We start from the raw sequence: 26,185 nt of genomic DNA on the forward strand, positions 1-26,185 counted from the left end.
AGAAACCACCCCCTTTGCGGCGACAAGCTGCGGAGGGGGTGGTTTCTTTATGTTTTGAGGAGGCAAGGGTGGGGGAGTGCGGTTGGGTGGAGAAAAGTGTGTTGTGGTGGAGTTTTTCCTAGTCCGGGGGCGTGTCTTCGTGCTAGTGTAAGTGATGGTGCTAACGTTCGTTGCCGTTCGTAAGTGCCGGTAATTGTACGATTCGGATAAGGGTGTCTGAGCGGCAGATGAGTACTGTGTTTGCTGTCCCTGAGGGCTATCCTGGTCTACAAATTCAAGGAGGAATCTATAAGTATTTTTATTAAGGAAAATTATTAATCGTTTCTTAAATACTAGGAGAATTTCATGAGAATTGATTCGGCAAAAATCAGAGGGTATCGATTGTTGGAAGAGGCAGATATTTCTTTTAATAATGAGGGTGGGGCCACAGTTATAGTTGGACCCAATAACTGTGGCAAAACATCCTTTGTAGAGATATTCTACAAGTTCATAGAATCAGGTAATCAAAATGATTTTACTGTAGATGATTTTTCGATTGCCCAGCGCATAAAATTACAGGAATCTGCTACCGATATCCAAGAGTATTTCAAGGAAATAGAGAGGGAGGGTGATTTAGAAGAAAACTTGAAGAAAAAGTTTATCGAATCACTACCAGAGATTTCTCTGGAGGTAAAATTTTCATATCAAGATGAAGATAACATAATTCCTTTGTACCGACTGATTACAAATTTAGATGAAGAAGATAACACTGCTCGACTTGCCTGCAGATATTTCGTCGCTGATTCGAGTAAGCTATTTGATGAATATAAAGAGTATGTTCTGAATAGGAGCGGAGAAAACGATGGGCTCGGGTGCGATATCCTCAAGTTTATCTCTCGTAGAAAGAATACGTTCAAAATTGAATATGCCGCAATAGAAGAAGGGGCAGAATATTATAAAAAAACTGTTCCTGATTGCGGAGTGTACAAGAAAGTTGAACGGTCGGCAGTTGAAAATGCAATTAAGTGTCATTTTATATATGCACAGAATAGGTTTGATGACACGACACGTGATTCCATGCATGGTCTTTCGAAAGTATTTTATAAATACTTTAGGAGTCTTATTTCGAAAGAACAGATTGATTTGAATGTTTTAGAAGGAAGGGTAAATAAGATTTCTGAGATGCATGACGTACAGTATAAATCATCATTCGATGCAGTTATTGGCAGCCTTAAAGAGATTGGGTACGGAGAATCCCTGCCGACACCAAAAGTTATATCAGACATTGAGTTTGAAAACTTTATGGATAATAATGTAAAAGTTGTATATGGAGATTCCTCAGGTGATTTTTCTGAGGGACATAACGGCTTAGGGTATTCAAAGTTAATATATATCATTCTTCAAGTTTCATTATTTATTGAGAATATTAAAAATATGGAGCCACGCCCTGGAGTTAATGTTATTTTTGTTGAGGAACCGGAGGCTCATCTTCATCCGCAGATGCAGGAGGTATTTATTCGGTATATTGGAGAATATATTGAAAAGCAACTTGAAAAAATAGAGGACAATACTGGAGTGTCCGCACACCTGGTGGTTACAACTCACTCGTCGCATATTATTGCCGAGAATGGATTTACGGGGATTAGGTATTTCAGCCTAATAAACGATAGCATCGACAAAAAAACAATTATTAAAGATTTGGGAGTTTTCTCTAAAAATATAGATAAATACACCCTTAAGTTTCTGAGAAAGTATATGGAGCTTCGACCTTGCGATATATTTTTTGCAGACAAATCTATTCTTATTGAGGGAGTTACTGAGCGTATCCTCATGCCTGAAATGATTAAAAAAGTATCTGATAAAGCACAGGAGAATGGGGGTAGTCGTTTGGATAAAGAGTATATTTCCATTATTGAAGTAGGTGGAGCTCATGCTATGAGGTTTAAGGAGTTAATCAATTTTATTGGTATTCCTGCATTGATTATTACTGATATTGATAGCTCGTGCATGGTATCTGGTAAGTCGCAAAAGTGTGAGCCGACGCAAAAGAATGCATTTACACTGAATCCTACCTTGAGAAGTTTGTATAGTGATATAAAAGAGAAACGAGAAAATGATGAATCAGCGCAACTTTATACTGATACGCTATTGTCTCTTAAATCGGAGGACAAGGTAGCCGAAGGTGGGAATATAAGAGTATCCTATCAAATTCCGGAAAATGGTAGGGAGCCTTCAGGTAGAAGTTTCGAAGAGGCGTTTATCATTGCCAACGCATCTACAATTCATAACCAGAAAGCTACTATTAAGTCAGGCCTTACCAATAAGCTGAGGGAACAAAAAACAGATCATGATATATTGATGAACTCATACATGATAGCTACGTCTATATCAGGTAAAGCAGATTTTGCGTTGGATATTCTAATGCTTGATGGATGGGATGTTCCTAAGTACATCAGAGAGGGTCTGGAATGGCTGAACAAAGCGTAGATCAAAAGATAAAAGAGTGCGTCGACAATAATAAAAATTTTGTGCTTGATGCGGGCGCTGGATCGGGTAAGACAAGCACCCTTACTGAGACTCTTAAGAAACTCCTTAAATGGCGAGGTGAAGAGTATAGGTGTACCGGTCAAAAAATCGTGTGCATCACCTATACGAATGTCGCAGCCAATGAAATTATGAGCAGGATTAACGATGACTCCCGTGTGCATGTTTCAACAATTCACAGTTTCCTGTGGTCGATTATAGGTAACTATCAAAAAGAGTTGAGGGAATCCCTCATAGAGATGAACGGTACGTTGGAAAGTGGAAAAAGGGTGGAAAATTTGGCGACCGAACTAGAATATAAGGATATAAGTTATGTGGATTATAGAGATTTTAGAAAAGGAAAAATAGGTCATGACGATGTAATAGAGCTGTCGTATCTGATGTTTAAAACGCACTCTAAGTTATCAAGAATTGTAGCCGATTTGTATCCTGTTATCTTTATTGATGAATATCAGGACACTAGTGAAAAAGTTATCGATATTATTTTGAATACAATTGGAGATAGATACAAAGATAGAGTATTGATTGGCTTGTTCGGAGATTGGATGCAGAGTATATATGAGTCTGGTGTGGGCAAGGTTAATCCTGAGGACAAGGGCCTGGAACGCATTGTTAAGGAAGAGAATTACCGATCCTCGAATAGGGTTGTTCAAGTACTTAACAAAATTCGAGGTGATATTTGTGGGGATATTTATCAAGCTCCCCACTTGGGTCTTGATGGGCAAGCTAAATTCTATTACAGAAAACAAGGCAATAGTGAGTCCGCTTTAAGGGATTTAAAGATGATGTTAGAGATTGATAGCAGTTGGGGTTCTGAAATGAAAATTCTTGCCCTTACAAATAGGATTGTGGCTATGCATTCTGGGTGGGAAACATTGCGTTCTGTTTATAATGGATATGCTAAGGAAGATGCGCGATTTAAAGTGGATAATCTATTGAGTAACAAAGATCCTTATAGTGATCTTTATGAATATATTGAAAGTATTTTGTTGGCCTATGAGGATAACGATAATGTGGAACTATATAGGATATTCAAAAATCGAATTAATGAAGAAGGGTATATAAATAAATTTGGGTTGTTTAAAAGAGATTTATCTAAGTGTTTATCTGATTTATGGAACTACTGTTCTAATAGTTCAATTGAAGAAGTCTGCTCTTATATTTTGGGTAAGGATATGTTTCCTAAGAATCCTGATATAAGTAGACTACTTCGGGAAGCGCGCTCTGAAATTGTTTGTGCTAGTGGGTCAAAAAATGGTCCAGTTTATTACTTGAAGGATTGTAAATATTCTGAAGTTCGTGCTATGAGGAAGTATAAAAACGAGATGACCCCTTTTTCCACTCAACATGGAACTAAAGGGGCTGAATATAAGAATATTATTGTAATTTTAGATAATGGTAAATGGCATAAATATAATTTTGAATCTGCATTGACGAATAATGGCAATAATAAAACTAGAGAAACCTATAATAGGTCCCTAAATATATTGTATGTCTCTCTATCTAGAGCTCGTAATAACTTGGCAGTTCTTATGGTCGATCCAAATAGTAGTATATTACGTGCTGCTCGTGATATTTTTGGGGAAGATAATGTTATTGAGTTTTAGGGTATAAGGTGCATGTAAACTCTATATTCATAAGATGAGAAAGAAGACCTGGGGGGTGTTACTAAAGTAATACCCACCAGGTCTTCTTCAGATGTGGTTATAGGAAAGGGGCTAGCCCTGCGAACCTTCAAGGTTCTGCAGGAATGCACCTAGCGAAATGCTAGGGTCAGATTCGAGCACCCAATCAGCATTGCCACTCGATGAACTGCCAACCACAAACTTAGATGCAGCAGACTGGCTCGTAAATTCAATTGGAATCACAATTCGCAGGCCATCGAGGCAACCAGCTACACGCTGTTTATCGCGTGCCTCTTCGAGGGCTTCCAGCTCCTTCAGATACCTGGGATCAGCCTTCGTGGGCTTGCGTACAGGTAGAACCTCACCCTCGAAAACTTCGACGTTCACGCGTTCCCCCGGGGAGCCTACGATTCGTGCACGAGCGGGGTTCGCCATCTTCTTGCGCTTGATACGGAACACTGCGTCAGTGAAAGCCGGGTGAGACTCTGGGCGAGAATCGTCGGGAAATGGGGTTGCAGCGATAGGAGTCTCCTCGGAATGGCTCTCCTGTGCGCTCTGTTCTGTCTCCGAATGCGAATTAGTAACACTTGAAGCAACCGTATCCAAGGTCGGGACTGGCTCAAACATGTAGTGACCGCTCGCACGAAGCATCAGAAGAACCTCATGGACGAAGGGACGGAGAATAGCCTTCTTGACCTTCGCGATATTCCCCGAGAACGGTATATTGCCGTTTTCCAATGCGTAGCGATTGGCCTTCTGTGCCTGACGGCAGAATGCGCTCTCCAGGTAGTTGAGTTCTGTCGCTTCCCACGAATTATCGGTAGGGGCAATCAGATATGCAGTATCCCAGAAATCTTTTTGGCGGTCATGCTCACGAATGCGACCCATGAGTCCATTACCGTTTACGCGCTTTGCAGCCTGACCGACATAGATACGCGGATTATCAGCTGAAGAGTTCGTGAGGAAGTAGATACCCGAGAATTGTAGCTCGTCCTCCTCCTTGTACTTATCCAATAGGGTACGAGGCAACTTATCAATCGTGATGTTGCGGTTATATAGCTGGTAGGTAACACGTTCCGTAACATCGCCTTCCCAGAGGGTCGTATGTAGCTGAACGGTAGTGTGAACGGTAGACACGGTGCTCCTTTGCCGTCGTGAGTTAGTAAAAATCTCCACTAGTAATGATACAGCCATGAGGCTTGAGGAAGCCTGCATCAGTCATACACAAAGAGGACCCGGCTTGCCATCCTTTTGGATAGCTCGCCGGGTCCTCTTTTAATGTTGTTGGGGGCGAGGTAGCCCTGAGAACCTTCAAAATTCTGTATGGAGACATCTAGCAAATAACCTGACCAGTAGTTGCAAGCCATGAATTTTGTTGATGTCGAGGCAGCAGGGGCTATTTTCCACAGGTCATCTTTTCTTCGTCATACATAGCTCTAGACTGCTAATGTGGTAGTAATGCAAACATCCATAGCCATGCAGAAAATGGGTAGCTGGATGGCTCTGAGAATGATGTGCTGCTGTTGATGATTGAGGGAGTGTGAGCGTATGAAGTCGAATAAGTATGTTCCTGTTGGGATGCTGTTCTTGATCCTGGCAATTATCTTGAACGTAGTGTCAAATGTGAGTGACCTAGTGATTGGAATTCTCTACGGCATCTCGATAGCAGTATTGATTATTGGACTATTTAATAGTCGAAAATAAGTGCTGTAGCAAGCAAAACGGACCCGGCGGGCTATCTATCAGATGCCCTCCGGGTTTTTCGGGAAGCAAAGTTTGTTGACGAAGAAGTAGCGGGCTTAGCTGTTGAAGCGTATTTGAAAGGGGCAAAGTATGGCAAGTGTTCAGGTGATGAAGGAGCGGGCTCGTATTGCGGGTCGTTTCAACCTGTCTGCTCGCCGAAACCCGGAACATAAGGCACTTGTTGTGCTCGCCGCGCAGAAGGTGGGAGGGGAGTGCCATGTTATCCCCGGTGCTCCCGGTGAAGATGAGACTGACGTGCTCCGCCGCGCACGCAAGGTTGCAGCAGGCGGTAAGCCGGTCATTATCGTGACCGAGGCTGACGGGGAGCTTTCCGCCCGCCTTTTTAATGCAGATATATAAATATCTGCGCTATCATTCAAGAATTTCTATTATTCTGTATATCGAGGAGAATTTGGTGGCTATTAATATGGAAACCACAGCAAAATATATAGCAGACAAAAACCTTTTCTCGAAAGCTTTCTGCGTTTTCGTATCTGCTTACTCTATGTCGGTAATTTACTCTCTTTGGAACCATACAGGACTGAGCGGCCTTATGGGTATTTCAAAATTTCTTGACTGGGTTCATTTTGACGCTCTAGCCAGGCCAGTTGCCGATGTTGCTACTTTCCTTCAGCAAGAATCCTTGCCTGAGTTGCAGAATATAATTTGTATCGCGGGATGGATATGTATGTCTGTTAGTGCTATTTCCATGAAGCAGATTAGGAGTGGAGGACTGCAGATTGTAGCCTTTACTCTATGGGTGTTTGTGCTGTGGGATTTTCATGCATTTAATTTTCTGGGGATTTTTTCTTTAATTTTTCTGGCGGCTTTATCTTTTTCAGAGCAGAATCCGACGTGTTTACGGGATAAGAAGTCGCGTTCTGAAGTATTGGAGAGCATGATTGTGCTGATGTTGTATATAGGGGTTTATGTAGTGTATATACCACTTGTATTTATTGCGATATTTAGCGGAATGTGGTCGTTCAAAAATAAATGATTAGCAAGGGACCCGGCAGGCTAGCACTAAGATAGCCCGCCGGGTCCCTTCCTTTATGCTGCTATGCGCTCAGCCTGTTAGCGGGTGGTGCGTTCCAGCAGCTGCAGCACGTTCTGGTAGGTGTGGCCGGTTGCCTCGGTCATACCCTGCTCACAGGTACGGTTCGCCGAAATATATGCGGCGAACTGCTTCTGCTCGCTCAGCTCCGCAGCCTCAGCCTCCGTAGCGCTCGCCGTCAGCTCGGGGTGCAGCATACCGCGGTCACCAGCGTAACCACAGCAACCCCAGTGCTTCGGCACGTACACGTCGTCACTCATCGCGTTCGCAATCTTCTCAAACGCAGGCTGAGTACCCAGGTGAGTCATCGAACAGGTCGGGTGCAACGCAATCGACGGCAGGGGAGCAGACACGGTCAGCTTATCCAGCATGTTGTCGGCGGCGAACTGCACCGCGTCGTACATGCGCAGACGCGAGAAGTCCGGCTCGCCCGGCTTCAGGCCGTTCACGATCTTGTGCTCAAGCGCCTTAATAACCTTCTCGCGCATCACCTCAAGACCCTCAGTACAGGACGAAGCGTCACACACGACCGGCAGGCGGCCACCGTCAGTAGCCTCCCACAGGGACTTCAACACACGGTCGCTCATGATCGAGTAGCCGTCGGTGAAGCCCTTCGACTTCCACGGGGTAGCACAGCACATCTCACCAATATTGTCAGGGATGCGGTACTTCACGCCCGCACGCTCACACAGGCGAATGAACGCCTGGGTTGCGTTGATCGGGTCGTGCTTGCCGTCGCCGTCCACGCCGCCGAACATGGCGTTCACGCAGGCGGGGAAGAACACAATCTCAGCGGTTGCGTCCTTATGCGGCTTACGTGCCGGGCCACCGACCGGCAGATCCTTCTTGTAGGAAGGAACCATGTCGTCACCCATGACCTTGCGGGCAATGTCGGTGGTGCCGTGCACCACGGGGAACGGCAGCTTCTTCGCCACAGTCAGGGCCTTGCCGGCGACCTTGTCCATGACGCCCCACTGCTGCGCGGCAACCTTCCAGCCGGCGGCGGCCAGCTTGTCCTGGTTCTCAGAACGCAGGCGGCGAATCAGGTCACCGGTGTTAATGTTCACGGGGCAGCGGGTCTGGCACATGCCGTCCACGGCGCAGGTCTCAATGCCGTAGTACTCGTACTCCTTGCGCAGGCGCTCGGCGAGTTCGTGGTCGCCGTTCAACTCGGCCGCGGCAATCTCACGGCGCATCACGATGCGCTGGCGCGGGGTCAAAGTCAGGTTGCGGGAGGGGCAGACCGGCTCGCAGTAGCCGCACTCCACGCAGCGGTCGACTTCTTCCTCGACGGTTTCGGCGACCTTCAGGTCGGTCACGTAGTCGGTGTCCGGCTCGGCGAGCAGAACGCCCGGGTTCATGAAGCCCTTCGGGTCAATGAGGCGCTTGATCTGGCGCATCACGTCGAAGAGCTCGTCACCGAACTGGCGGCTCACGAACGGAGCCATGATACGGCCGGTACCGTGCTCAGCCTTCAGCGAGCCTTCGTTACCGAGAATCAGCTGAACCATTTCTTCGGTGAACTCGCGGTAGCGGTCCAGCTGCTTCGGGTCGCGGAACTGTTCGTTCAGCATGAAGTGGATGTTACCGTCCTTCGCGTGACCGAAAATCACGGAATCCTTATAGCCGTGTGCGTCGAACAGCTTGGTCAGGTCGCTACAGGTGTTACCCAGAACCTCGACGGGCACGACCACGTCTTCAAGCAGGGCGTTCGTGCCGGAACGGCGGTTACCCGCAACGGTGGTGTACAGGCCGCGGCGTGCCGCCCACAGGGCGTTACGTTCAGACAGCTTGCTGGTCATCGACACCGGCGAAGCCACCGGCAGGCTCTTAAACATGGGTGCCGCTGCGGCGGCAAGGTCGCTCAGCTCCTGCTCGGAGTTGCCCTGGAACTCAACCAGCAGGGCGGCCTGCTCCTTCACGTCGATGGCGGCGAGCGCCTCCGCAGCCTGGCCGGTACGCTGAGCCACACGAATACTGGTGGCGTCCATCAGCTCCACGGTTGCCAGCTTGTTAGCGACCAGTTCGGGCACGGAGCGTGCCGCGTCAATGAGGTTGTCGAACACGAGCAGGCCGGTGGAAATGTTCTTCAGAATCGGGCGGGTGCGGTAGGTTGCCGAAGCAACGAAGCCGAGGGTACCCTCCGAACCAATCAGCAGGTGCTGCAGAATGTCGACGGGGGTCTCAAAGTCGACCAGGGAGTTCAGGCCGTAACCCATGGTGTTCTTCATGGAGTACTGCTGGCGGATCTTCGCCATGGATTCGGGGTTCTCAAGCACGCGCTTGCGCAGGCGCAGCAGGCCCTCGTGAAGCTCGGGTTCGAGGGCGCGCAGCTTCTGGTCGGCGTCCGGCTCGGCGGTGTCAATGATGGTGCCGCTGGGCAGCACGAACACCATGGAGTCCAGGGTGTTGTAGGTGTTGTACTTGGTGCCCGAAGACATGCCGGAGGAGTTGTTCGCGACCACGCCACCGATGGTGCAGGCGGACCAGGATGCCGGGTCGGGGCCGAGCTTGTAGCCGTAGGGTGCCAGGTAGTTGTTGACCATCATGATGGTCGCGCCGGGCTGCACACGCACCTTCTTGCCGTCTTCAAGGACCTCGATCTTCTTGAAGTGGCGGCGGGTGTCGACCATGAGGCCGTCGCCGCTGGACTGGCCGGAGAGGGAGGTGCCGCCGGAGCGGAAGGTCAGCGGCAGGCCGAGGTCGCCGGCTGCGCGGAAGATGTTGGCGACGTCTTCGGCGGAGTCGGGGCGGATCAGGCCGGCGGGTACGAGCAGGTAGTGGGATGCGTCGTGGGAGATTGCCAGGCGGTCCAGTTCGGAGACGCTGGATTCGACTGCCTCGGCGCGCGCATCGGAGAGTAGGCGCTTGAGGGTGTCCTCGTAGGGGGAATTGAGGGCTTCAGATGTATTTGACACAACGGTCATAATCTTGAGCTTCCTTACAGATGAAGGGGTGTGTAATGCTGTCTTTCTCAGTATCTTCTTTTGAACGCCGTCTTTTCCGCTTAGCTATGGCTAAGCTTGGCGACTACTTGTCACCATAAAGGGGGTGGGTCATACACCGTGCTGATGGGCAGGTTTGCCGCGTATTTGCTGGTTTTCCGGGGGAAATACGCCCGGGCCTGCGGAGGCGCATCCACCACACTCTGAACGCTGCGGCTGCTCTTAGGCGCGGCCGCCGAGGGCCGTAACATTCCAGTTGGCAGTACTATCAGAAGTCACCACACCACAGAACAGGGGAGACCCCGCCGAAGCGCGCACCCCCAAATCCTCCACAAACACACGCCCACCCGCAGGCACACTACGCTCCTTGCGATCCACACCCGCACAATACACCGTCATCTTCGCACCCGAACGGTTCTCCACCGCAACCGAACCGCTGCCCGATTTCGACACAGTATCGTGCACAAAACCGCGGCTGCCCTGCATCTGAATCTCGCCAACCTCCGCGCTCTGACTCGTCAACGGCACACCATCAGGCGCCTCAAACTCACCCGAAGAACCAACACCCGCCGCACGAACCGACACCATCCACTGCGCATCATCAGTCAGCTGCGACGTCGACGCCGTCACACGCGCCGAACTATACGGCACACTCACCGCACCCGCAGACTTCGCGGAACCGGAACTAGAAGGAGCGGTACCAGAAGGAGCCGGCGCAGACGCGCTCACCGTATTATGAACCCACACGCCCGCACCCTCACCCGAACCGCCAGCAACCACCTCAACCTGAGTGCCCGAACCGTCAGAAACAGAAACCTTCATCGTGCCCTCCGGCTCACCGCGACGCTCAAACTCCACATACGAATAGGAGGCGGGCGCCGCCGGGCCCTCAAAGACCGCCTCCTCAACAGCGCCGCGACCGGCAAACAGGCGAAAACCCTCAGAATCCTGGATTACCGGTGCCGTCGCGTGGCTCGCCGCAGTCGGCTCAGACGAAGCCTCAGCAGACGCAGAAGGGGAGGAGTTCAGGGTTGCGCACCCGCCCAGGGCGGCGGCAAGCGCACTGGAGAGGCACAGGGTAGCGCCCAGCTGACGGAAGCTCGGGTGACGGAAGAAGAAAGCGGTGGTGTGTGAAGGCATAAGGCACTCCGATGTGCGGGGCGGCAACGCTACGGGGCAGTAACACTGCGGGATAGCGCAACCGAGGTGATGGGTACACCACATATTGTGTCAGGTTAAATGCTCGCAGTGCAATGACTGCGGCGTAGCCTAAAGGCCGCCGCTCAAAGACCACAGCGCAATGAAATAGAAACGCAAACGCAACAGCGCGGAGTATCATTCACACTATGGATAAGGCGGAACAGAACCAGGCAGAAAACACGGTAAAGAACGGCACAGCACCCAATACGTCGGCGGGCAATACCTCAGGCAATATCTCGGGGAACAGCCCGGCGGGTGCGTCTGTGCGCCCTGAAACTACCGCATCTGAAACCGCCCCCGCTGCAGCTAGCCCCGCTGCAGCGAGTCCGGCAGAGTCTACCGCCCTGCCCGTAGACGCTGTGCAGATTGATAGCGCCCGCCTGGACAGCGCCCACGCCGTCTACTCCACTGACCTGGACCCCGACGATGACTACGAAGAAGTCGTCGAAGAATACGCCACCACCGACGCGCCGGACGGCACGCATCGCGAGGAACGCCGCATCACCCGCACCACGCATCACCCGCGCGGCAAGGGCGACCAGAAAGCTGGCACTCCGAATACGGGCTCCCCGAAAGTAGGCACTCAGGGCAACCCCGATGATGCCGCCGAGATAATCGATGCGGGCGAACCCGAAACGCACACCACGACTATCCGCACGGTCACCCGCACCGTCACGGACCCGCCGCGTCGCGCCCCGCGCACCCGCCTGTTCCGCACGCTCAGCAAGTACCGCGGCGAGAAGAACCTGGCGGCATGGGAGGAACGCTCCTCCACGCCCATGTTCGTGGCGTCCGTGCTGTACCTGCTCGCGTTCGCCGCGCCCATCATGAGCACGCGCATCCAGGAACCGTACGACGGGTACCTCAACATCATTCAGATGATTCTGTGGGGCCTATTCGCCGCCGACTACTGCATTCGCCTGTACCTGGCGCCACGGCGACTCTACTTCATCACGCATAACCTGATGAACCTGGCGATTGTGCTGCTGCCCGCGTGGCGTATTGTCAGCTTCCTCGCCATGATTCACCTGACCACCAACCGCCAGTACAAGAGGCTCTCAGAGTTGGCGGTGAAGCTCTTCGGATACACCGCGATCTTCATCATCATGTTCGCCCTGGCGATCTATTCGGTGGAGTCCTCCGAGCCGGGCGCGATGATTCGTGACCTGCCCACCGCGTACTGGTGGACGTTCACGACCCTCGCCACGGTCGGTTACGGCGACGTCTACCCGATCACCGGTATCGGCAGGGTTATCGCCGTGGTCGTCATGCTGTACGGCGTGGGTATGGTCGCGGTTGCGACCGGTGCGCTCGCCAGCTGGATTATCGAAAAGATTGGTGGCAGGGAGGAGCAGGAGTACCCCGCAACCAAGGCTGACGTGGACGATCTTCGCCAGGAAATTTCTGAGCTACGTGCCCTGCTAGCTCGTGAGTATGCGCGCCGAGAAGCCCACGACTACACCTTGCGTGAGGTCGTGGATGAAGACGGCGTGCACCCGATTCCTTCGGAGGCGGAGGCGGCACGCCGCGCCGGTTTCGGTGCCCCCGGTTTCGGTGCTGCTGAGTCCGCCTCGGCTGCTACCTCGAACACCGCTCCGGGCGCCGCGCCGAATACCGCGCGGGCTGGTGAACCCGCCGATTCCTCGACCTCTCATGAGGTTGTGGTGCGTGAGCAGGAGCCAATCGCCCTGCTGGAGGAGACTCGCCAGACGTTCACGATTATTCGTGAGAAGTTCGCGTTGCGCTCCCGCAAATAGGTGTTGAGTTCTGCCGAGCTCTGCTGTTGTCTGCAACGAAATTGTGGGTTTGCCGGTGGCGCGGCAGAAATACTGGGGCAGAAATCCAGAAAATTTTCGCCAGATATTATGTTGTGGCTTGTCAAGGCAAAATTAGCCCGCTCAGAGTGCAAATTGGTGCTCTTGCCTGTGAATAACCCCTCAACTTAAGGTCTAATGTGACTAAACTATCTTTTAAAAATGACCGTCACTAGTGAAACTCCTAGCCAGAGCCTATAAACTATCTACCGTGCCAACTATCGAGCACCCTGTAGCCCAATGCGCTACGGGGTGTCGTCGTATGCCCACCTCACTCACGGGCAGGCACCACTCAACTCACAAACTCACTCAAACACACACACTCTGTTAGGACACTTTCGTGGCACCTAAGTCCACCCTGGGCGCGCTCGCTCTACTCGTCAGCGCGCTCTCCCTCACCGCGTGCGCATCCGCACCGACCAATGCTTTTGGCGCCCCTGACGCGCAGAACAGCCCCTCCGCAACCACTGTTGTCGACCAGGCTGCTTTTGAGACGGTCGAACCTAGCGCTGTTTCCGCCCCCGGCGACGACAGCACCGGAATTAAGGCGGCGGCTGGCGTCTCGCAGGACCCGTCGATTCACCCGACCGCAACCCAGCCCACCGAAACCCCCGCGCCGGATAACACGAGCAACCAGGAACCTGTCGTCTCCACTGCGGCACCCATGCCTTCCTCGGCAGCCGTTGCGCGTTCGCAGAAAATCATGGACGGCACCTGGGTTCAGCAGGGCGCTGCTGACCTTGAGAACTACATGGACGCCGTCATTCACGACGGTGTTATCGAGGTGACCTACCACCTGAACCACGAAGAGTTGGCGACCCCCTTCTGGGTTGGCACCTTCGAGGCAAAAGGGGGTAACTTCAGCTACGTTTCGCACGTGGATCGTGCGAAGCTGGCCCGCGCACCCTACGCCTCCGACAAGGAAACCAAGGAATTCACTATGGAGGACGGCGTGCTGAGCTTCCCCATGACCTATGAGGGTGCCACCCGCATCATTCACCTGGAAAAGCAGCACAGCTAAGCGCACTGCCGGGGGAGTCATCTCATATCTGGCCCGCATGGCGGATGGGTCGTTCCCGTTGCCGCGTGCGGGCTATAGAATGGGACTATGAGCGAGAACACGACCCCCGAGCATGGCACCGCAGCCTCGGTGCAGGATTCCTTCGAGCTGCCCAGCGCACCGGACCAGTTCCAGCGCCTGTGGACCCCGCACCGCACCGCCTACGTGAGCGGTGGCCAGAAGGACTACACCGAGAAGACCTGCCCCTTCTGTACTGCGCCCAGCCGCAGTGATGAGGAGTCGCTGATTGTGCACCGCGGCGAGCATGCCTTCGTGATTCTCAACCTCTACCCGTACAACCCCGGTCACCTGCTGGTCTGCCCGTACCGTCACATTCCGTTCTACGATGATGCGACCGAGGCGGAAACCATTGAGATTGCGCAGCTGACCCAGCTCGCCATGAAGGTTCTGCGTGAGGTGTCGCATAATGACGGCTTCAACATTGGCATGAATCAGGGCAAGGTGGGCGGCGCGGGCATTGCTGATCACCTGCATCAGCACATTCTGCCGCGCTGGAGTGGGGACACGAACTTCTTGCCGATTATTGCTCACACCAAGACCATGTCCCGCACGCTGGATGATATGCGTGTGGCTATTGCGGAGGGGTTTGCGCGCCTCAGCTAGACAGCCCGGACTAAATATCCCGGACTAGATAGCCCAGTCTAGATAGTCCGGCGACCCGGTTTGGTAGCTTGGTGAGCTTGAAAATCTGCACCCACTACTTCAATTTGCTAACCAGTGCAGAAAAAACTTGCTTCATAAATGCGTAGATTAGGCGGTCGACGCGTATTTGAATGATGTTATGCCCCTTGGATATGGCAAAGTTTTAACTGCAGCGACGCTGCGGGGAAGCTTCCAGCTTCCATGAACACCGCACAGCTCACCGAAAAATAGCGGTCACCGATCGCTTTCGGGCTTGGCAGGGGAAGCACCCTGCATCAACCACAGAGGTCAGCGCCTCAACTGAGAACCCACCCCGCCGTGCGTGAATGTGCGGCAACACTGCGAGGGGTGCGGATCAGAGTGAAGGCTGCTGGCCTCTTTTGCGCCCCGCGGACGTGCCCCGAGGATGTGCGGCGGGAATGCGCGGAGTGTCTGGGGTGTGCCAAATATTTGGGGGCGCACAACGAACCCGCCAGAGCCGTGAGATGTGCCAGCACTGGATGCGCCAGACCCGCTAGAGTGGAATGCTATGGACTACCCCAACCTGCTTGAGACTGCTTTCGACGAGTTCACTGCCGCGCCTGCTGTAACTACTGCGCCTGCTGTAACTACTGTGCCCGCCGCCGGTAATGAAGCCGGTGCCGCCGGTGATTCTGCAGGCGCACCGCGGCTGCTCATCTGGAGGCAGATCCGCTGGTCCAATCGCCGCCCGCTCATTGAGGTGGAACCTGTCGTGCCTGTAAGTGGTGGAGCCATTGGCGGGGCCGCTGAAGGAGCTCATCACCGGGCATCTCAAGCGGCGGGGGAGAGCGCCCCTATCCAGGAAAGTAGCTCCGCGCAGCTTGGCGTTCCGAGCGGGGTGCGCATCCAGATTCCGTTGACTCCCGGCGCCTACCTGGGGTTGCGTATTCCGCGCGATAGCGAGGGTGAACTCTACCGCTACTGTGCCGGCTACACTACCGGCGTAAGTGGTGATGCCGCCCCCAACGCCGCCTCCGAATCCACCTCCGAATCTGGGGGAGTCTTCGCCGGAATCCGCCGCGTACCCTGCCCCGAGGGCACCCGCATCCAGCGTGGCCAGCAGTGCCCGCGCTGCACCGCCCGCGACGAGTTCACCGCCCTGCACAGCGCGCACCTGTACCCCGGAACGCTCACCGAATCCATGCGCGCCTACGCCATGCTGGAGCACCGCCTCTACATCGCGACGTTCCCGGACGGCACGCACAAGGTCGGCACGAGCTCCCTGCATTCGACCCCGCGCCGCCTGGATGAGCAGGCGGTCGCTACCGCCACCTACATTGCTCTCGCGCCCGACGGTCTGGCCATTCGCCGCGCCGAAGATGCCGTGACCGCCCTCGCGAAGATTCCGCAGGTCAAGCAGGTGGCGAGCAAGTACCGCGCCTGGACGAACCCGCTACCTGGCGCGCAGCTTCGCTCTGCTCATCAGGAGGCGGTCGCCCGCGCCCGCGAAGCGCTCGCCGAACTGGCGCGCACCGAGCCGGAGGTGCCGCTCACCGCCCTGGATGAGCCGTGGATTCCGTCGCTCGCCATGAACCGCCCGTATGCGGCTCTGCGGGCGCAGTCGCCCGAGCCTCTGGCACCGTGTGATTCTGGTCTGGGCGATTCCGGCACCGAGAGCGGGGCGGCTGGCTTCTTCTGCACGGGCGCGGCGGGCCAGTTTTTGAGCGCCCACACCGGCGATGCTGACGCGGCGTTCCTGGTGAATACTGCCGCCTGGCGGAATGTGCTGGTGGAGCCCGCGCAGGAGTTCACGCGGGTGCGGGTACAGGGCTCGCTGTTCTAGCTACCCCAGCACCCCGCCCCGTCCGGCATGAGCGAACGAGTCCCGGCGGACCATTCAGCCGTTGGCGTGCGTGTACTAAAATGGTAAGCATGTCCAAACCCCTCATTCGTCTTCTCGGCCAGGGCGTACGCGCCGCGACTAAGCTTCGCGGTGGCGGCTCCGCCTTCCCCGGCCTTGTCATGGAAAAATTGCACCCCGACTTCGTCGCTGAAGAGCTTGCGAAGCTGCCCTACGGCGTGGTTGTTGTCTCCGGCACGAACGGTAAGACCACCACCACGAAGATGGCTGTGCAGCTGCTTGAAGCTCAGGGTCTGAAGGTTTTCACTAACCGCACCGGTTCGAACTTTGTGCGCGGTGTTGCCGCGGCACTGCTGGGCGAGATGACTCTCGGCGGCAAGCTTGACGCTGATATCGCTGTGCTTGAGCTGGATGAGGCGCACGCCGTGCACTTCGTCAAGGCTGTCAAGCCCGACTACGCTCTGCTGCTGAACGTTCTGCGTGACCAGCTGGACCGCTTCGGTGAGATTGACACGACCCGCCGCATGCTGGCGACCGTCGCCTCCGCAACGACCGGCACCGTGGTGCTCAACCGTGAGGATCCGCGCATCCGCTCCCTCGCTGAGAACGTGCAGCCGGGCGTGACCGTCAAGTACTACGGCCTGGATGAGTCCCTGCGCTCGTACTTCCCCTCGGACGATGAGATGCGCGGCGGCACCGTCGCGAAGGCAACCCTGCCCGATGCAGACGTCACCCTGACCGCGTTCTCCGGCACCTCCGCAACCTTCGACCTGGCGGGTGTGGAGCGAGTCGGCGAGATTAACCTCTACGGAATTTACAACATCTTCAACGCGGCAGGCGCTATGGCGCTGACCCGCGCCGTCATGGGCGAAAAGCTCAACGAAGATAAGCTCATCGCGGAGCTGGCGAAGATTACCCCCGCCTTCGGTCGCGGTGAGACCCTGAACGTGAACGGCCGCCCGCTGCAGCTGCTGCTCGTGAAGAACCCGAGCGGTTTCCGCCTGTCTCTGGCGAGCGCGAACGCTGACGACTACGCCACCATGATCACGATTAACGACCAGTACGCTGACGGTCGTGACGTGTCCTGGCTGTGGGATGTCGACTTCGACAGCTTGAAGAAGACCGGCGTGCAGATGGTTTCGGGTGTGCGCGCCTGGGATATGGCGCTGCGCCTGGATCATGACGGCGTGAAGGTTGACGAGGTCAACGAGAACCTCGCCGATGCGCTCAAGGGCTTCATTGCCTCCAGCGGTAACGCGCCCATGCGTATTTTCTGCACCTACACCGCAATGCTGGCTCTGCGTGAAGAGCTCGCAAAGATCACTGACGTTGAGAGGGTCTCCTAATGACGGCAACTCACACTTTTGAGGGCACCCCCGCGGCAGGCCCGAATAACGGTAAGACTCTGCGTATTCTGCAGCTGTACCCGCTCGACATGAACATTTACGGCGACTGGGGCAACACCCTGGCGTTGGCTCGTCGCGCGCAGGCACACGGCTTTGACGTGCAGATTCTGGACCACAACCCCGGTCAGCCCTTCCCGGAGGATGTTGACATTATTCTGGGTGGCGGCGGCCAGGATTCCGGTCAGTCCGTGATTCAGGACGACCTGCACGCGAACGGTGACACGCTGCGCTCGCTGGCTGAGGATGGCGTGCCGATGCTCGTCATTTGTGGCCTGTACCAGTTGTTCGGCAAGGAGTTCCGCACCCGTGAGGGTGAGGTGCTGAAGGGCATCGGAATTTTTGATGCGCACACGGTTGGCGGCGATGACCGCCTGATTGGCAACATTGTTGAGGAGTCTGAGGAGTTTGGCACCGTGATTGGTTTTGAGAACCACTCGGGTCTGACTTACCTGGGCCCCGGCTGCACCCCGCTGGCTACCGTCACCAAGGGTGAGGGCAACAACGTGACCGACTCGCATGAGGGTGCGCGCGTGCACAATGTGATTGGCACTTACCTGCACGGTTCGCTGCTGCCGAAGAACCCGAAGATTTCGGACTACCTGATTGAGCAGGCGGCTAAGCGTAAGTTTGGCGAGTTCACGCCGAACACTATTGACGACTCGCTGGTGGAGAAGGCACGCGCTTCGGCTGCGTCCCGCCCCCGCTAGCATCCTTCCGGGTGGTGGCGTGCACTTTCTGAGGTGGTGTGCGCCTCCGCTACGGTATAGTTATGTGAGTACAGTACGGTGCGTGGGACGTTTCGCCGTGTCCGCACAGAGGTTTTGACTAAGGGAGATACGAATGTCCGGTCACTCTAAATGGGCGACTACTAAGCACAAGAAGGCTGCTATCGACGCTAAGCGCGCGAAGGCTTTCGCGAAGTTCATTAAGGCAATTGAAGTTGCAGCACGTATGGGCGGCGCTGATATTGCTGGTAACCCCGCTCTTGACCTGGCTGTGTCGAAGGCGAAGAAGAACTCCGTTCCTAACGACAACATTGACCGCGCAATCAAGCGTGGCGCTGGCCTGACCGGTGAGACCATTGACTACACCGAAATCATGTACGAAGCACGCGGCCCGCAGGGTACCGCTCTGTACATTGAGTGTCTGACCGATAACCGTAACCGTGCGGCGTCTGAGGTTCGCCTGGCTGTGACCCGTAACGGCGGCACCATGGCTGACCAGGGTTCGGTTGCGTTCCTGTTCGAGCGTAAGGGCGTTGCTGAGGTCACCAAGACTGACGGTCTGACCGAGGATGACGTTCTGATGGCTGTTCTGGATGCAGGTGCCGAAGAGGTTCTGGACGAGGGCGACGTGTTCACCGTTGTTTCCGCAGCGACCGACCTGCCCGAGATTCGTAAGGCACTGGACGAGGCTGGCCTGGAGTACAACAACGACGACCCGGTCTTCCGCCCGACCATGCAGGTTGACCTGGACGCTGAGGGTGCTAAGAAGTTCATGAAGCTGGCAGACGCTATTGAAGAGCTCGACGACGTTCAGAACGTCTACTCGAACGCTAACGTTTCTGCTGAGGTTATGGCAGAGCTGGAAGCTGAGTAATCGCTCGGATTCTGAATATCTGATGCTTGAAGAAGCCGCTCCTTTAATCGAGCCGCCGTAGGGTGGCTGGTTGGGGGAGTGGCTTCTTAGCGTCTTGGGGATGTTCACGTGTGGTGACTGGTCTTGCGGTGACTAATCTCGTGGCGTGCCCCGGTGCCGGGTGCTAGGATTCTGAAGGGCTAGAATCTAGAGATTCTCTAGGGAGTTTGTCGAAAGGGGAGATGATGGCTGCCGCTCAACCTGCCGCACGCGATAGCATGCGTGAGAACCGCGCCGCCACCGCCGTGGAGCGTGTGCCGGGGGCTACCCGCATCATGGGTGTTGACCCGGGCCTGACCCGTTGCGGTTTCTCTATGCTCGATATGACCGCCGACCGTAAGGCGCACTTCGTGAACGTGGGTGTTGCCGGCACAATCCCGGCGGAGTCCCTGGACCAGCGTATTCTCTGGATTTTCAACGCCGCCTCCCACTGGCTCGACACCTACAAGCCGGATGCCCTGGCGATTGAGCGTATCTTCGCTCAGGAGCAGGTGAACACGGTGATTGGTACGGCGCATGCTTCGGGCGCGGTGATTTCTGCGGCGGCGATGCGCGGCGTGCCGGTGTTCTTCCATACCCCTTCGGAGGTGAAGGCGGCGGTGACCGGTAGCGGCCGCGCCGATAAGGCGTCGGTGGGTCGCATGGTGACCCGCATTTTGGGGCTGGATTCTATGCCGAAACCCGCCGATGCTGCCGATGCCCTGGCGATTGCGATTTGTCACGGTTGGCGTGGCGGCGGCATCGGTTCGGGTATCAATATGTCCGCTCAGACGCAGACTCACCAGGGTTCACGCCCGGCGCAGGCTCGCCGCGGTGGGTCATTGACTCCGGCGCAGCGTGCCTGGATGGAGGCGGAGGCGCGCGCGCGCCGCTAGAGGTGCCTTTGTGGGCCTTTGCGCCCCTGCCGCTGGTTCGCGTATATTCGCTAAAAAGTTCGAATATATGCTTGATTTCAGAAGAAATATTCTAATATACTTGTAGTGTCTCCCTGTCGAACTGAGGGAGTGTGTTCTGTGGGTGCCGGAGTGCCCGGTGCCCTCACACTGCCGCGAGCCTCAAACCGGGGGCGCGGTGTTGAAAGGTGGAGAGAAATGATTGCATCCCTGACCGGTCGTGTGGCGCAGGTGGGCCTTGATCATGCGGTGATTAACGTGAACGGTTTCGGCATGCTCGTGTACGCTACTGCGCGTACTCTCTCCAAGCTGCGCACGGGTGAGGAAGCTACCGTGCTGACCACCATGATTGTGCGTGAAGAGTCGATGACTCTCTACGGTTTTTCGGAGCCTGCCGAGCGTGAAGTGTTCGATATGATGCTTTCGGTTTCCGGTATTGGTCCGCGTATTGCGCTGGCGGTGTTGAGTGTTCACACTGCCGCTGAGGTGGAGCGCGCCGTGGCGACCGGTGACGATAAGGCGTTCACGAAGGTTCCCGGTATTGGTCCGAAGGGTGCCCGCCGTATTGTGCTGGAGCTTGCCGGCAAGCTGATTCTCAGCGATGGCCAGACCGATGAGCTGCCGCTGAGCCAGGGCATTGTCTGGAAGCCGCAGGTGCTTGACGCTCTCACTTCCCTGGGCTGGAGTGAGAAGGACGCTTCCGCCGCTATTGACGCTTATGTGCAGCACAACCCTGCCGCAGAGACCGAGCCGGTGGGTGTGGCTCTGCGCGGTGTGCTCGCCTCCTTGGGTACTCAGAACACGGTGGGCCGCCACTAAGCGGCGCGCCCCGTTCGATGTATCCCACTCAAACTTTTGTGAAAGAAGAATTCTATGAGCCAGAATCCCTATGAGCCGCAGCCCGCGGCGTCCCTGGTTTCCGGCGGGTATTTTCCCGGTCAGGTGCCCGGAACTCAGGCGTCTTCAGCTTCCGCCCAGCGCCTCGTGGCGATGGAAGAAGAGCCTGAAGAGAAGATGATTGAGGCGGCACTGCGCCCTAAGTCCCTGGATGACTTTGTGGGTCAGCGCCGTGTGCGTCAGCAGCTGTCCCTGGTGCTGGAGGCTTCGAAGATGCGTGGCCGTAGCGCCGACCACGTGTTGCTGTCGGGCCCTCCCGGTCTGGGTAAGACCACTCTCGCAATGATTATTGCGGCAGAGATGGAGGCGCCGCTGCGCATCACCTCCGGCCCGGCGATTCAGCATTCGGGTGATTTGGCGGCGATTCTGTCTTCGCTGACTCCCGGTGAGGTTTTGTTCCTGGATGAGATTCACCGTATGAGCCGCCCGGCTGAGGAAATGCTCTACATGGCAATGGAAGATTTCCGTGTGGACATTGTGGTCGGTAAGGGCGCGGGTGCGACCTCCATTCCGTTGGAGCTGCCGCAGTTCACCCTGGTCGGTGCGACGACCCGTGCGGGTCTGCTGCCCGGGCCTCTGCGTGACCGCTTCGGATTTACCGGTCACCTGGAGTTCTACTCGGTGGAGGAGCTTGAGCTGGTGCTTCGCCGTAGTGCGGGTCTGATGGACATGCAGATTACCTCCGAGGGCTTCACCGAGATCGCCGGTCGTTCCCGCGGCACGCCGCGTATTGCGAACCGTCTGCTGCGCCGTGTGCGTGACTGGGCGCTGGTGAACGGCGTGGACCGCATCAAAGCGCGTGATGCCGCAACCGCGCTGGACATGTACGAGGTGGATTCGCGCGGCCTGGACCGTCTGGACCGTGCCGTGCTGGAGGCGCTGATTTACAAGTTCGGCGGCGGCCCGGTGGGTCTGTCCACCCTCGCCATTGCGGTGGGTGAAGAGACTGAGACCGTGGAGACGGTTGCCGAGCCGTACCTGGTGCGTGAGGGCCTGATTGGTCGTACTCCACGCGGTCGTGTGGCTCTGCCCGCGGCGTGGGAGCACCTCGGCTTGGAAGCGCCGGAGATTCAGCTCTAGGCCCGCATCAGCTCTAGACCCGCACCAGCTGATAACACAGCAGTTGATGACACAGTAGTAGCCCGTGGGAGGTAGCAACAACCTCCCGCGGGCTTCTCTGTAGGCGCTGTCGGGCTCAGCAGGCTCTATCGGGCTCTGCCGGGCTTCATTGGGGACAGAAAATTACGCCGAGAGAGTCCAAAACTCAGGTTAACCTCACAAAAATGCTGGTTCGGGTCACTAAAGCTCAAGCTCTCGCGTAGGATGGATACGTACTGTATCTACGATTCCACACCTTCTGGTACGCTCAACCCTCGCGGTGAGCGGCACGGGTGCGGATGTGAAAGTGAGACCATGGATTTTAACCTCCTGATTATGTTTGCCATGATGGCGCTGCTGGCATGGATGATGTTCTCTGCGCAGAAGCGTCAGCGTAAGCAGATGGAGGAGCTGCAGGCAATGCGACGTGCGCTCGTCCCTGGTGATCAGGTGATGACTGCTTCCGGCGTCTATGGCACCGTTGTCAGCACTGACCTTGAGAACAACAAGCTGCAGCTTCAGATTGCAGAGGGCGTTGTGATTACTGCGTCCATGAACGCGATCCTGAACCTTGTTGAGGAGGAAGCCCCCGCAGCGCCCCTGACCGAGGACGTGTACGAGGCTACCGCATCCGAAGCTCCCGCTTCCGATACCTCTTCTGATACTGCTAAGTAATTCAGAGCGTATGAGCCCGGCGCCCATGAGCGGCGTCGGGTTTTCGCGTTACGGAATCTGTAGAACACTCAATACTATTCACACGAAGAAGGAACATTATGGCTAAGCGTTCACCGCTTGCAGCCGCGCGAGGGGCGCTCCTCTCGATGGTCCTGCTCATGGTTGTTATGGCTGCCGGTATTTTCGGTAGCACCTACTCGGGAGGTTCTTGGGCACCGAAGCTCGCCCTGGACCTTTCGGGTGGTACTCAGATGATTCTTTCTCCGAAGGTCAATGGCTCTTCGGACGGGAACGTCACCCAGGAGCAGTTGAACCAGGCGGTTGAGATTATTCGTCAGCGCGTTGATGGTGCCGGCGTTTCGGAGGCGGAGGTTACCACCTCCTTCGGCTCGGGTAATAACGTGGTTGTTTCGGTTCCCGGAACGATTAGCGCTGAGACTCGTCAGCTGATTCAGGCGTCTGCAAATATGACGTTCCGCCCGGTGCTGCTTTCTGGTGCCGGTACTGCGGTGGCTGAGGACGCCCGCACTGCGGACGATAAGCTGCCCAAGCCCTCCGCGGAACCGACTAATGGTTCGGACCGCAACTGGATTACTGCGGACCTGTACAAGCAGTACGAGGCGAAGGACTGCACCGCGGCACGTAATGAGGACGCCGATAGTGCCGACCCGACTAAGCCGATGGTGGCGTGTTCCACTGACGGTAAGGAGAAGTACATTCTGGGTCCTGTGGAGCTGAGCGGTAGCGATATTTCTACCGCAAGCCATTCGCAGGAGACGAGCGGTCAGGGCGTGACGACGGGCCGTTGGGCTGTGAACATTCAGTTCAACGATGCTGCCCGTGAGAAGTTCCAGAACATTACTTCTCGCCTGAACGCGATTCGTGCGCAGAACGCAAATGATCCGCGTGCCCGCTTCGCGATTCTGCTGGACGGCAAGGTGCTGTCCTCCCCGGTGTCGCAGGCTGTGATTTCTGATGGTAAGCCGCAGATTACCGGTAACTTCACCGAGCAGGAAGCGAAGGCTCTCGCCGATCAGCTCAAGTACGGTGCCCTGCCGATTAGCTTCACGATCCAGTCGGAGCAGCAGATTTCTGCGACCCTGGGTTCGGAGCAGCTGCGTGTGGGTCTGCTGACCGGTCTTATTGGTCTGCTGCTGGTGTTTGTGTACTCGCTGTTCCAGTACCGTCTGCTGGGTTTTGTCACGATGATGTCGCTGATTGTGGCTGGCATTATTTCGTATGAGGCGATTGCGCTGCTGGGTTGGGCGTTGAACTACCGCCTGTCTCTGGCTGGTGTGGCGGGTCTGATTGTGGCGATTGGTGCTACGGCTGACTCGTTCATCGTCTACTTTGAGCGTATCCGTGATGAGATCCGTGCGGGCCGCACAATCCCGTCGGCGGTGAACCACGGTTGGCAGCGCGCATCCCGCACTATCTTGGCGTCGAAGGCTGTGAACCTGCTGGCTGCTGTGGTGCTGTACGTGGTGTCGGTTGGTTCGGTGAAGGGCTTCGCGTTCACCCTTGGTTTGACGGCGATTGCTGACCTTGTGGTCGTGTACCTGTTCACCCACCCGATGCTGACCCTGCTGGCGAATACCCGCTACTTCGGTGAGGGTCACCGCCACTCGGGCCTGTCGCCTGAGTCGCTGGGCGCTACGCCGCTGTACCGTGGTGCCGGTCGCCTCCGCAGCCCGGAGGAGAAGCAGTTGAGCATTGCTGAGCGTCGCCGTGCAGAGCGTGCCGCCGCTGAGGCTGACGAGTCTGCTTCTGATGAGAAGAAGGAGAGCTAAGCATGGCTACCGATGTGAAACCTAATGCTTTTGCCCGCTTCGGTAATGACCTGCATTCGGGTGCCCGCTCGTACCCGTTCGTGGGTAAGCGCCGCCTGTGGCTGGTGCTTGCGGCTGTGCTGATGGCGGTTTCGGTTCTGATTCCGGCTGTTGGTGGCGGCTTCAACCTGGGTATTGATTTCCGTGGCGGTTCGGAGTTCGTGGTCTCGAAGACCGCGCATGTTGATACTGCTACGGGTGAGCGCATTATTCACGAGAAGGCGAAGGACGCTTCGGATGTTCGCGTGACCAATATTGCGCCGGGTACGATTCGTGCCCAGATGAGCAAGCTCAGCGATGATGAGACTCTGCAGGTGAAGGCGGCTCTGCAGGAGGGTTACGGCGTGTCTGAGAATGACGTGACCTCCTCGTTTGTGGGCCCGACCTGGGGTGCGGATGTGACCCGTCAGGCGTTCTGGGGTCTGATCGCATTTGTGGTGCTCGCGCTGATTGGTATGGCGTTCTACTTCCGCACCTGGAAGATGTCGCTGGCGTCTATTGCGGGCCTGTTCTTCACCGTGGTGGTGACGGTTGGCCTGTACGCTGCGTTCGGCTTCGAGATTACTCCGAGTGCAATTATTGGTTTCTTGACGATTCTGAGCTACTCGCTGTACGACTCGGTGGTGGTGTTCGATAAGATCCGTGAGAACACCGAGGATGTGCTGGAACGCCGCGACACGACCTTTGCCGAGCAGATTAACCTGGCGGTGAACCAGACCCTGGTCCGTTCGATTAACACCGCTATTGTGGGTGTTCTGCCGGTGGGCGCAATCCTGTTCATTGGCGCGTTCATCCTGGGTGCGGGTACTTTGCAGGATCTGTCCCTGTCGCTGTTTGTGGGTATTCTGGTGGGCATGTTCGGCACGCTGTTCGTGTCTGCTCCGCTGTATGCTTCGCTGCGTTTGGGTGAGCCTCAGATTCGTGAGCACACCGCGAAGGTGGAGAGCGGCAACTTCAAGGATGCTGACGAGGCTGAGGGTGACTCTTCGGAGGAGCCCGCCGAGGCTGAGAAGGATGCGAAGCCCGCGAAGGCTGAGGAGTCCACGGATTCCGCAGAGGACGAGAAGGCGGCCGAGAAGCCCGCTAAGAAGCCGGCACGTGCAACCATTGAGATTCACCGCGTGAACCTGAACGGTTAGCCAGCGTTCCGCCAGTGCTACTAGTGCTACTGGCGTTGCTAACGATAGGGGAGTCGATACCGAGAGGTGTCGGCTCCCCTTTAGCGTGCCCGATTATTTCCCACACAACGCGCTCTGGCGTGTTAAAACGTCGCATAGTTTGGCGCGTTCCAGGCCGCTGG

General features: G+C 55.7%; 20 protein-coding genes. 17 read left to right on the forward strand and 3 right to left on the reverse strand.

Going from position 1 to position 26,185, the window contains the following annotated elements:
• The first annotated feature begins 345 nt into the window (after window positions 1-345).
• Both RM6536_RS07965 and RM6536_RS07970 read left to right on the forward strand, forming a co-directional pair.
• Window positions 346-2,466, forward strand: coding sequence for an ATP-dependent nuclease (locus RM6536_RS07965; RefSeq protein ID WP_060824717.1), 2,121 nt, complete (start codon window positions 346-348; stop codon window positions 2,464-2,466).
• Window positions 2,448-4,130, forward strand: a complete 1,683-nt coding sequence (locus tag RM6536_RS07970) for a UvrD-helicase domain-containing protein (RefSeq protein WP_060824718.1) — start codon at window positions 2,448-2,450, stop codon at window positions 4,128-4,130. Before RM6536_RS07965 ends, RM6536_RS07970 begins: the two co-directional genes overlap by 19 nt.
• Window positions 4,131-4,241: 111 nt before the next feature.
• On the opposite strand, the gene RM6536_RS07975 is transcribed toward RM6536_RS07970, so the two are convergent.
• Window positions 4,242-5,285: a GIY-YIG nuclease family protein gene (locus RM6536_RS07975; RefSeq protein WP_060824719.1), complete on the reverse strand. Its 1,044-nt coding sequence runs from the start codon at window positions 5,283-5,285 to the stop codon at window positions 4,242-4,244.
• A gap of 696 nt (window positions 5,286-5,981) precedes the next feature.
• Between RM6536_RS07975 and RM6536_RS07980 the strand changes: the two genes are divergently transcribed.
• Both RM6536_RS07980 and RM6536_RS07985 read left to right on the forward strand, forming a co-directional pair.
• Window positions 5,982-6,251, forward strand: a complete 270-nt coding sequence (locus tag RM6536_RS07980; protein WP_060824720.1) for a hypothetical protein — start codon at window positions 5,982-5,984, stop codon at window positions 6,249-6,251.
• 55 nt (window positions 6,252-6,306) lie between these two features.
• On the forward strand, window positions 6,307-6,888 hold the full coding sequence (locus RM6536_RS07985) for a hypothetical protein (protein WP_060824721.1): 582 nt from the start codon (window positions 6,307-6,309) through the stop codon (window positions 6,886-6,888).
• A gap of 77 nt (window positions 6,889-6,965) precedes the next feature.
• On the opposite strand, the gene RM6536_RS07990 is transcribed toward RM6536_RS07985, so the two are convergent.
• Both RM6536_RS07990 and RM6536_RS07995 read right to left on the reverse strand, forming a co-directional pair.
• Complete coding sequence (locus RM6536_RS07990; RefSeq protein WP_060824722.1) at window positions 6,966-9,872, reverse strand: FAD-binding and (Fe-S)-binding domain-containing protein; 2,907 nt, start codon at window positions 9,870-9,872, stop codon at window positions 6,966-6,968.
• Between the two features lie 240 nt (window positions 9,873-10,112).
• Window positions 10,113-11,030, reverse strand: coding sequence for a hypothetical protein (locus RM6536_RS07995; protein WP_060824723.1), 918 nt, complete (start codon window positions 11,028-11,030; stop codon window positions 10,113-10,115).
• A gap of 206 nt (window positions 11,031-11,236) precedes the next feature.
• Here RM6536_RS07995 and RM6536_RS08000 point away from each other — a divergent pair, with 206 nt between their 5' ends.
• The 13 genes from RM6536_RS08000 (at window position 11,237) to secF (ending at window position 26,024) form a co-directional block, all read left to right on the forward strand.
• On the forward strand, window positions 11,237-12,847 hold the full coding sequence (locus RM6536_RS08000; RefSeq protein WP_081094669.1) for a potassium channel family protein: 1,611 nt from the start codon (window positions 11,237-11,239) through the stop codon (window positions 12,845-12,847).
• A 397-nt stretch (window positions 12,848-13,244) separates the two neighbouring features.
• Window positions 13,245-13,925, forward strand: coding sequence for a hypothetical protein (locus RM6536_RS08005; RefSeq protein WP_060824724.1), 681 nt, complete (start codon window positions 13,245-13,247; stop codon window positions 13,923-13,925).
• A gap of 87 nt (window positions 13,926-14,012) precedes the next feature.
• On the forward strand, window positions 14,013-14,588 hold the full coding sequence (locus RM6536_RS08010; RefSeq protein ID WP_060824725.1) for an HIT family protein: 576 nt from the start codon (window positions 14,013-14,015) through the stop codon (window positions 14,586-14,588).
• A 568-nt stretch (window positions 14,589-15,156) separates the two neighbouring features.
• A complete protein-coding gene (locus tag RM6536_RS08015) occupies window positions 15,157-16,431 on the forward strand; it encodes a hypothetical protein (RefSeq protein WP_060824726.1) in 1,275 nt (424 codons plus the stop codon).
• An 80-nt stretch (window positions 16,432-16,511) separates the two neighbouring features.
• Window positions 16,512-17,795, forward strand: a complete 1,284-nt coding sequence (locus RM6536_RS08020) for a Mur ligase family protein (RefSeq protein WP_060824727.1) — start codon at window positions 16,512-16,514, stop codon at window positions 17,793-17,795.
• A complete protein-coding gene (locus tag RM6536_RS08025; protein ID WP_060824728.1) occupies window positions 17,795-18,562 on the forward strand; it encodes a type 1 glutamine amidotransferase in 768 nt (255 codons plus the stop codon). The genes RM6536_RS08020 and RM6536_RS08025 overlap by 1 nt, the downstream gene beginning before the upstream one ends.
• A 133-nt stretch (window positions 18,563-18,695) precedes the next feature.
• Window positions 18,696-19,454 (forward strand): YebC/PmpR family DNA-binding transcriptional regulator, encoded by a 759-nt coding sequence (locus RM6536_RS08030; protein WP_049345517.1) that lies wholly within the window; start codon window positions 18,696-18,698, stop codon window positions 19,452-19,454.
• Between the two features lie 224 nt (window positions 19,455-19,678).
• On the forward strand, window positions 19,679-20,368 hold the full coding sequence (gene ruvC / locus RM6536_RS08035) for a crossover junction endodeoxyribonuclease RuvC (RefSeq protein WP_060824729.1): 690 nt from the start codon (window positions 19,679-19,681) through the stop codon (window positions 20,366-20,368).
• A 216-nt stretch (window positions 20,369-20,584) separates the two neighbouring features.
• Window positions 20,585-21,205 (forward strand): Holliday junction branch migration protein RuvA, encoded by a 621-nt coding sequence (gene ruvA / locus RM6536_RS08040; protein WP_005505871.1) that lies wholly within the window; start codon window positions 20,585-20,587, stop codon window positions 21,203-21,205.
• A 171-nt stretch (window positions 21,206-21,376) separates the two neighbouring features.
• Entirely contained in the window at window positions 21,377-22,363 is a 987-nt protein-coding gene (gene ruvB / locus RM6536_RS08045) for a Holliday junction branch migration DNA helicase RuvB (protein WP_171840200.1), read from the forward strand.
• Window positions 22,364-22,696: 333 nt separating this feature from the next.
• Window positions 22,697-23,056 (forward strand): preprotein translocase subunit YajC, encoded by a 360-nt coding sequence (gene yajC, locus RM6536_RS08050; RefSeq protein WP_060824731.1) that lies wholly within the window; start codon window positions 22,697-22,699, stop codon window positions 23,054-23,056.
• A 98-nt stretch (window positions 23,057-23,154) separates the two neighbouring features.
• Complete coding sequence (gene secD / locus RM6536_RS08055; protein WP_060824732.1) at window positions 23,155-24,846, forward strand: protein translocase subunit SecD; 1,692 nt, start codon at window positions 23,155-23,157, stop codon at window positions 24,844-24,846.
• 2 nt (window positions 24,847-24,848) lie between these two features.
• Entirely contained in the window at window positions 24,849-26,024 is a 1,176-nt protein-coding gene (secF, locus tag RM6536_RS08060; RefSeq protein ID WP_060824733.1) for a protein translocase subunit SecF, read from the forward strand.
• Window positions 26,025-26,185: the final 161 nt, after the last annotated feature.

The sequence above is a fragment of the Rothia mucilaginosa genome, from assembly GCF_001548235.1.
In the GTDB taxonomy this organism is placed as follows: domain Bacteria; phylum Actinomycetota; class Actinomycetes; order Actinomycetales; family Micrococcaceae; genus Rothia; species Rothia mucilaginosa_B.

Coding starts and splice junctions, on each gene's coding strand:
- secF (WP_060824733.1), top strand. CDS start 24,849: ATGGCTACCGATGTGAAACCTAATGCTTTTGCCCGCTTCGGTAATGAC.
- RM6536_RS08020 (WP_060824727.1), top strand. CDS start 16,512: ATGGTAAGCATGTCCAAACCCCTCATTCGTCTTCTCGGCCAGGGCGTA.
- RM6536_RS08025 (WP_060824728.1), top strand. CDS start 17,795: ATGACGGCAACTCACACTTTTGAGGGCACCCCCGCGGCAGGCCCGAAT.
- RM6536_RS07965 (WP_060824717.1), top strand. CDS start 346: ATGAGAATTGATTCGGCAAAAATCAGAGGGTATCGATTGTTGGAAGAG.
- secD (WP_060824732.1), top strand. CDS start 23,155: ATGGCTAAGCGTTCACCGCTTGCAGCCGCGCGAGGGGCGCTCCTCTCG.
- ruvC (WP_060824729.1), top strand. CDS start 19,679: ATGGCTGCCGCTCAACCTGCCGCACGCGATAGCATGCGTGAGAACCGC.
- ruvB (WP_171840200.1), top strand. CDS start 21,377: ATGGAAGAAGAGCCTGAAGAGAAGATGATTGAGGCGGCACTGCGCCCT.
- RM6536_RS08030 (WP_049345517.1), top strand. CDS start 18,696: ATGTCCGGTCACTCTAAATGGGCGACTACTAAGCACAAGAAGGCTGCT.
- RM6536_RS07995 (WP_060824723.1), bottom strand. CDS start 11,030: ATGCCTTCACACACCACCGCTTTCTTCTTCCGTCACCCGAGCTTCCGT.
- RM6536_RS08015 (WP_060824726.1), top strand. CDS start 15,157: ATGGACTACCCCAACCTGCTTGAGACTGCTTTCGACGAGTTCACTGCC.
- RM6536_RS07970 (WP_060824718.1), top strand. CDS start 2,448: ATGGCTGAACAAAGCGTAGATCAAAAGATAAAAGAGTGCGTCGACAAT.
- yajC (WP_060824731.1), top strand. CDS start 22,697: ATGGATTTTAACCTCCTGATTATGTTTGCCATGATGGCGCTGCTGGCA.
- RM6536_RS08000 (WP_081094669.1), top strand. CDS start 11,237: ATGGATAAGGCGGAACAGAACCAGGCAGAAAACACGGTAAAGAACGGC.
- ruvA (WP_005505871.1), top strand. CDS start 20,585: ATGATTGCATCCCTGACCGGTCGTGTGGCGCAGGTGGGCCTTGATCAT.
- RM6536_RS08010 (WP_060824725.1), top strand. CDS start 14,013: ATGAGCGAGAACACGACCCCCGAGCATGGCACCGCAGCCTCGGTGCAG.
- RM6536_RS07990 (WP_060824722.1), bottom strand. CDS start 9,872: ATGACCGTTGTGTCAAATACATCTGAAGCCCTCAATTCCCCCTACGAG.
- RM6536_RS07980 (WP_060824720.1), top strand. CDS start 5,982: ATGGCAAGTGTTCAGGTGATGAAGGAGCGGGCTCGTATTGCGGGTCGT.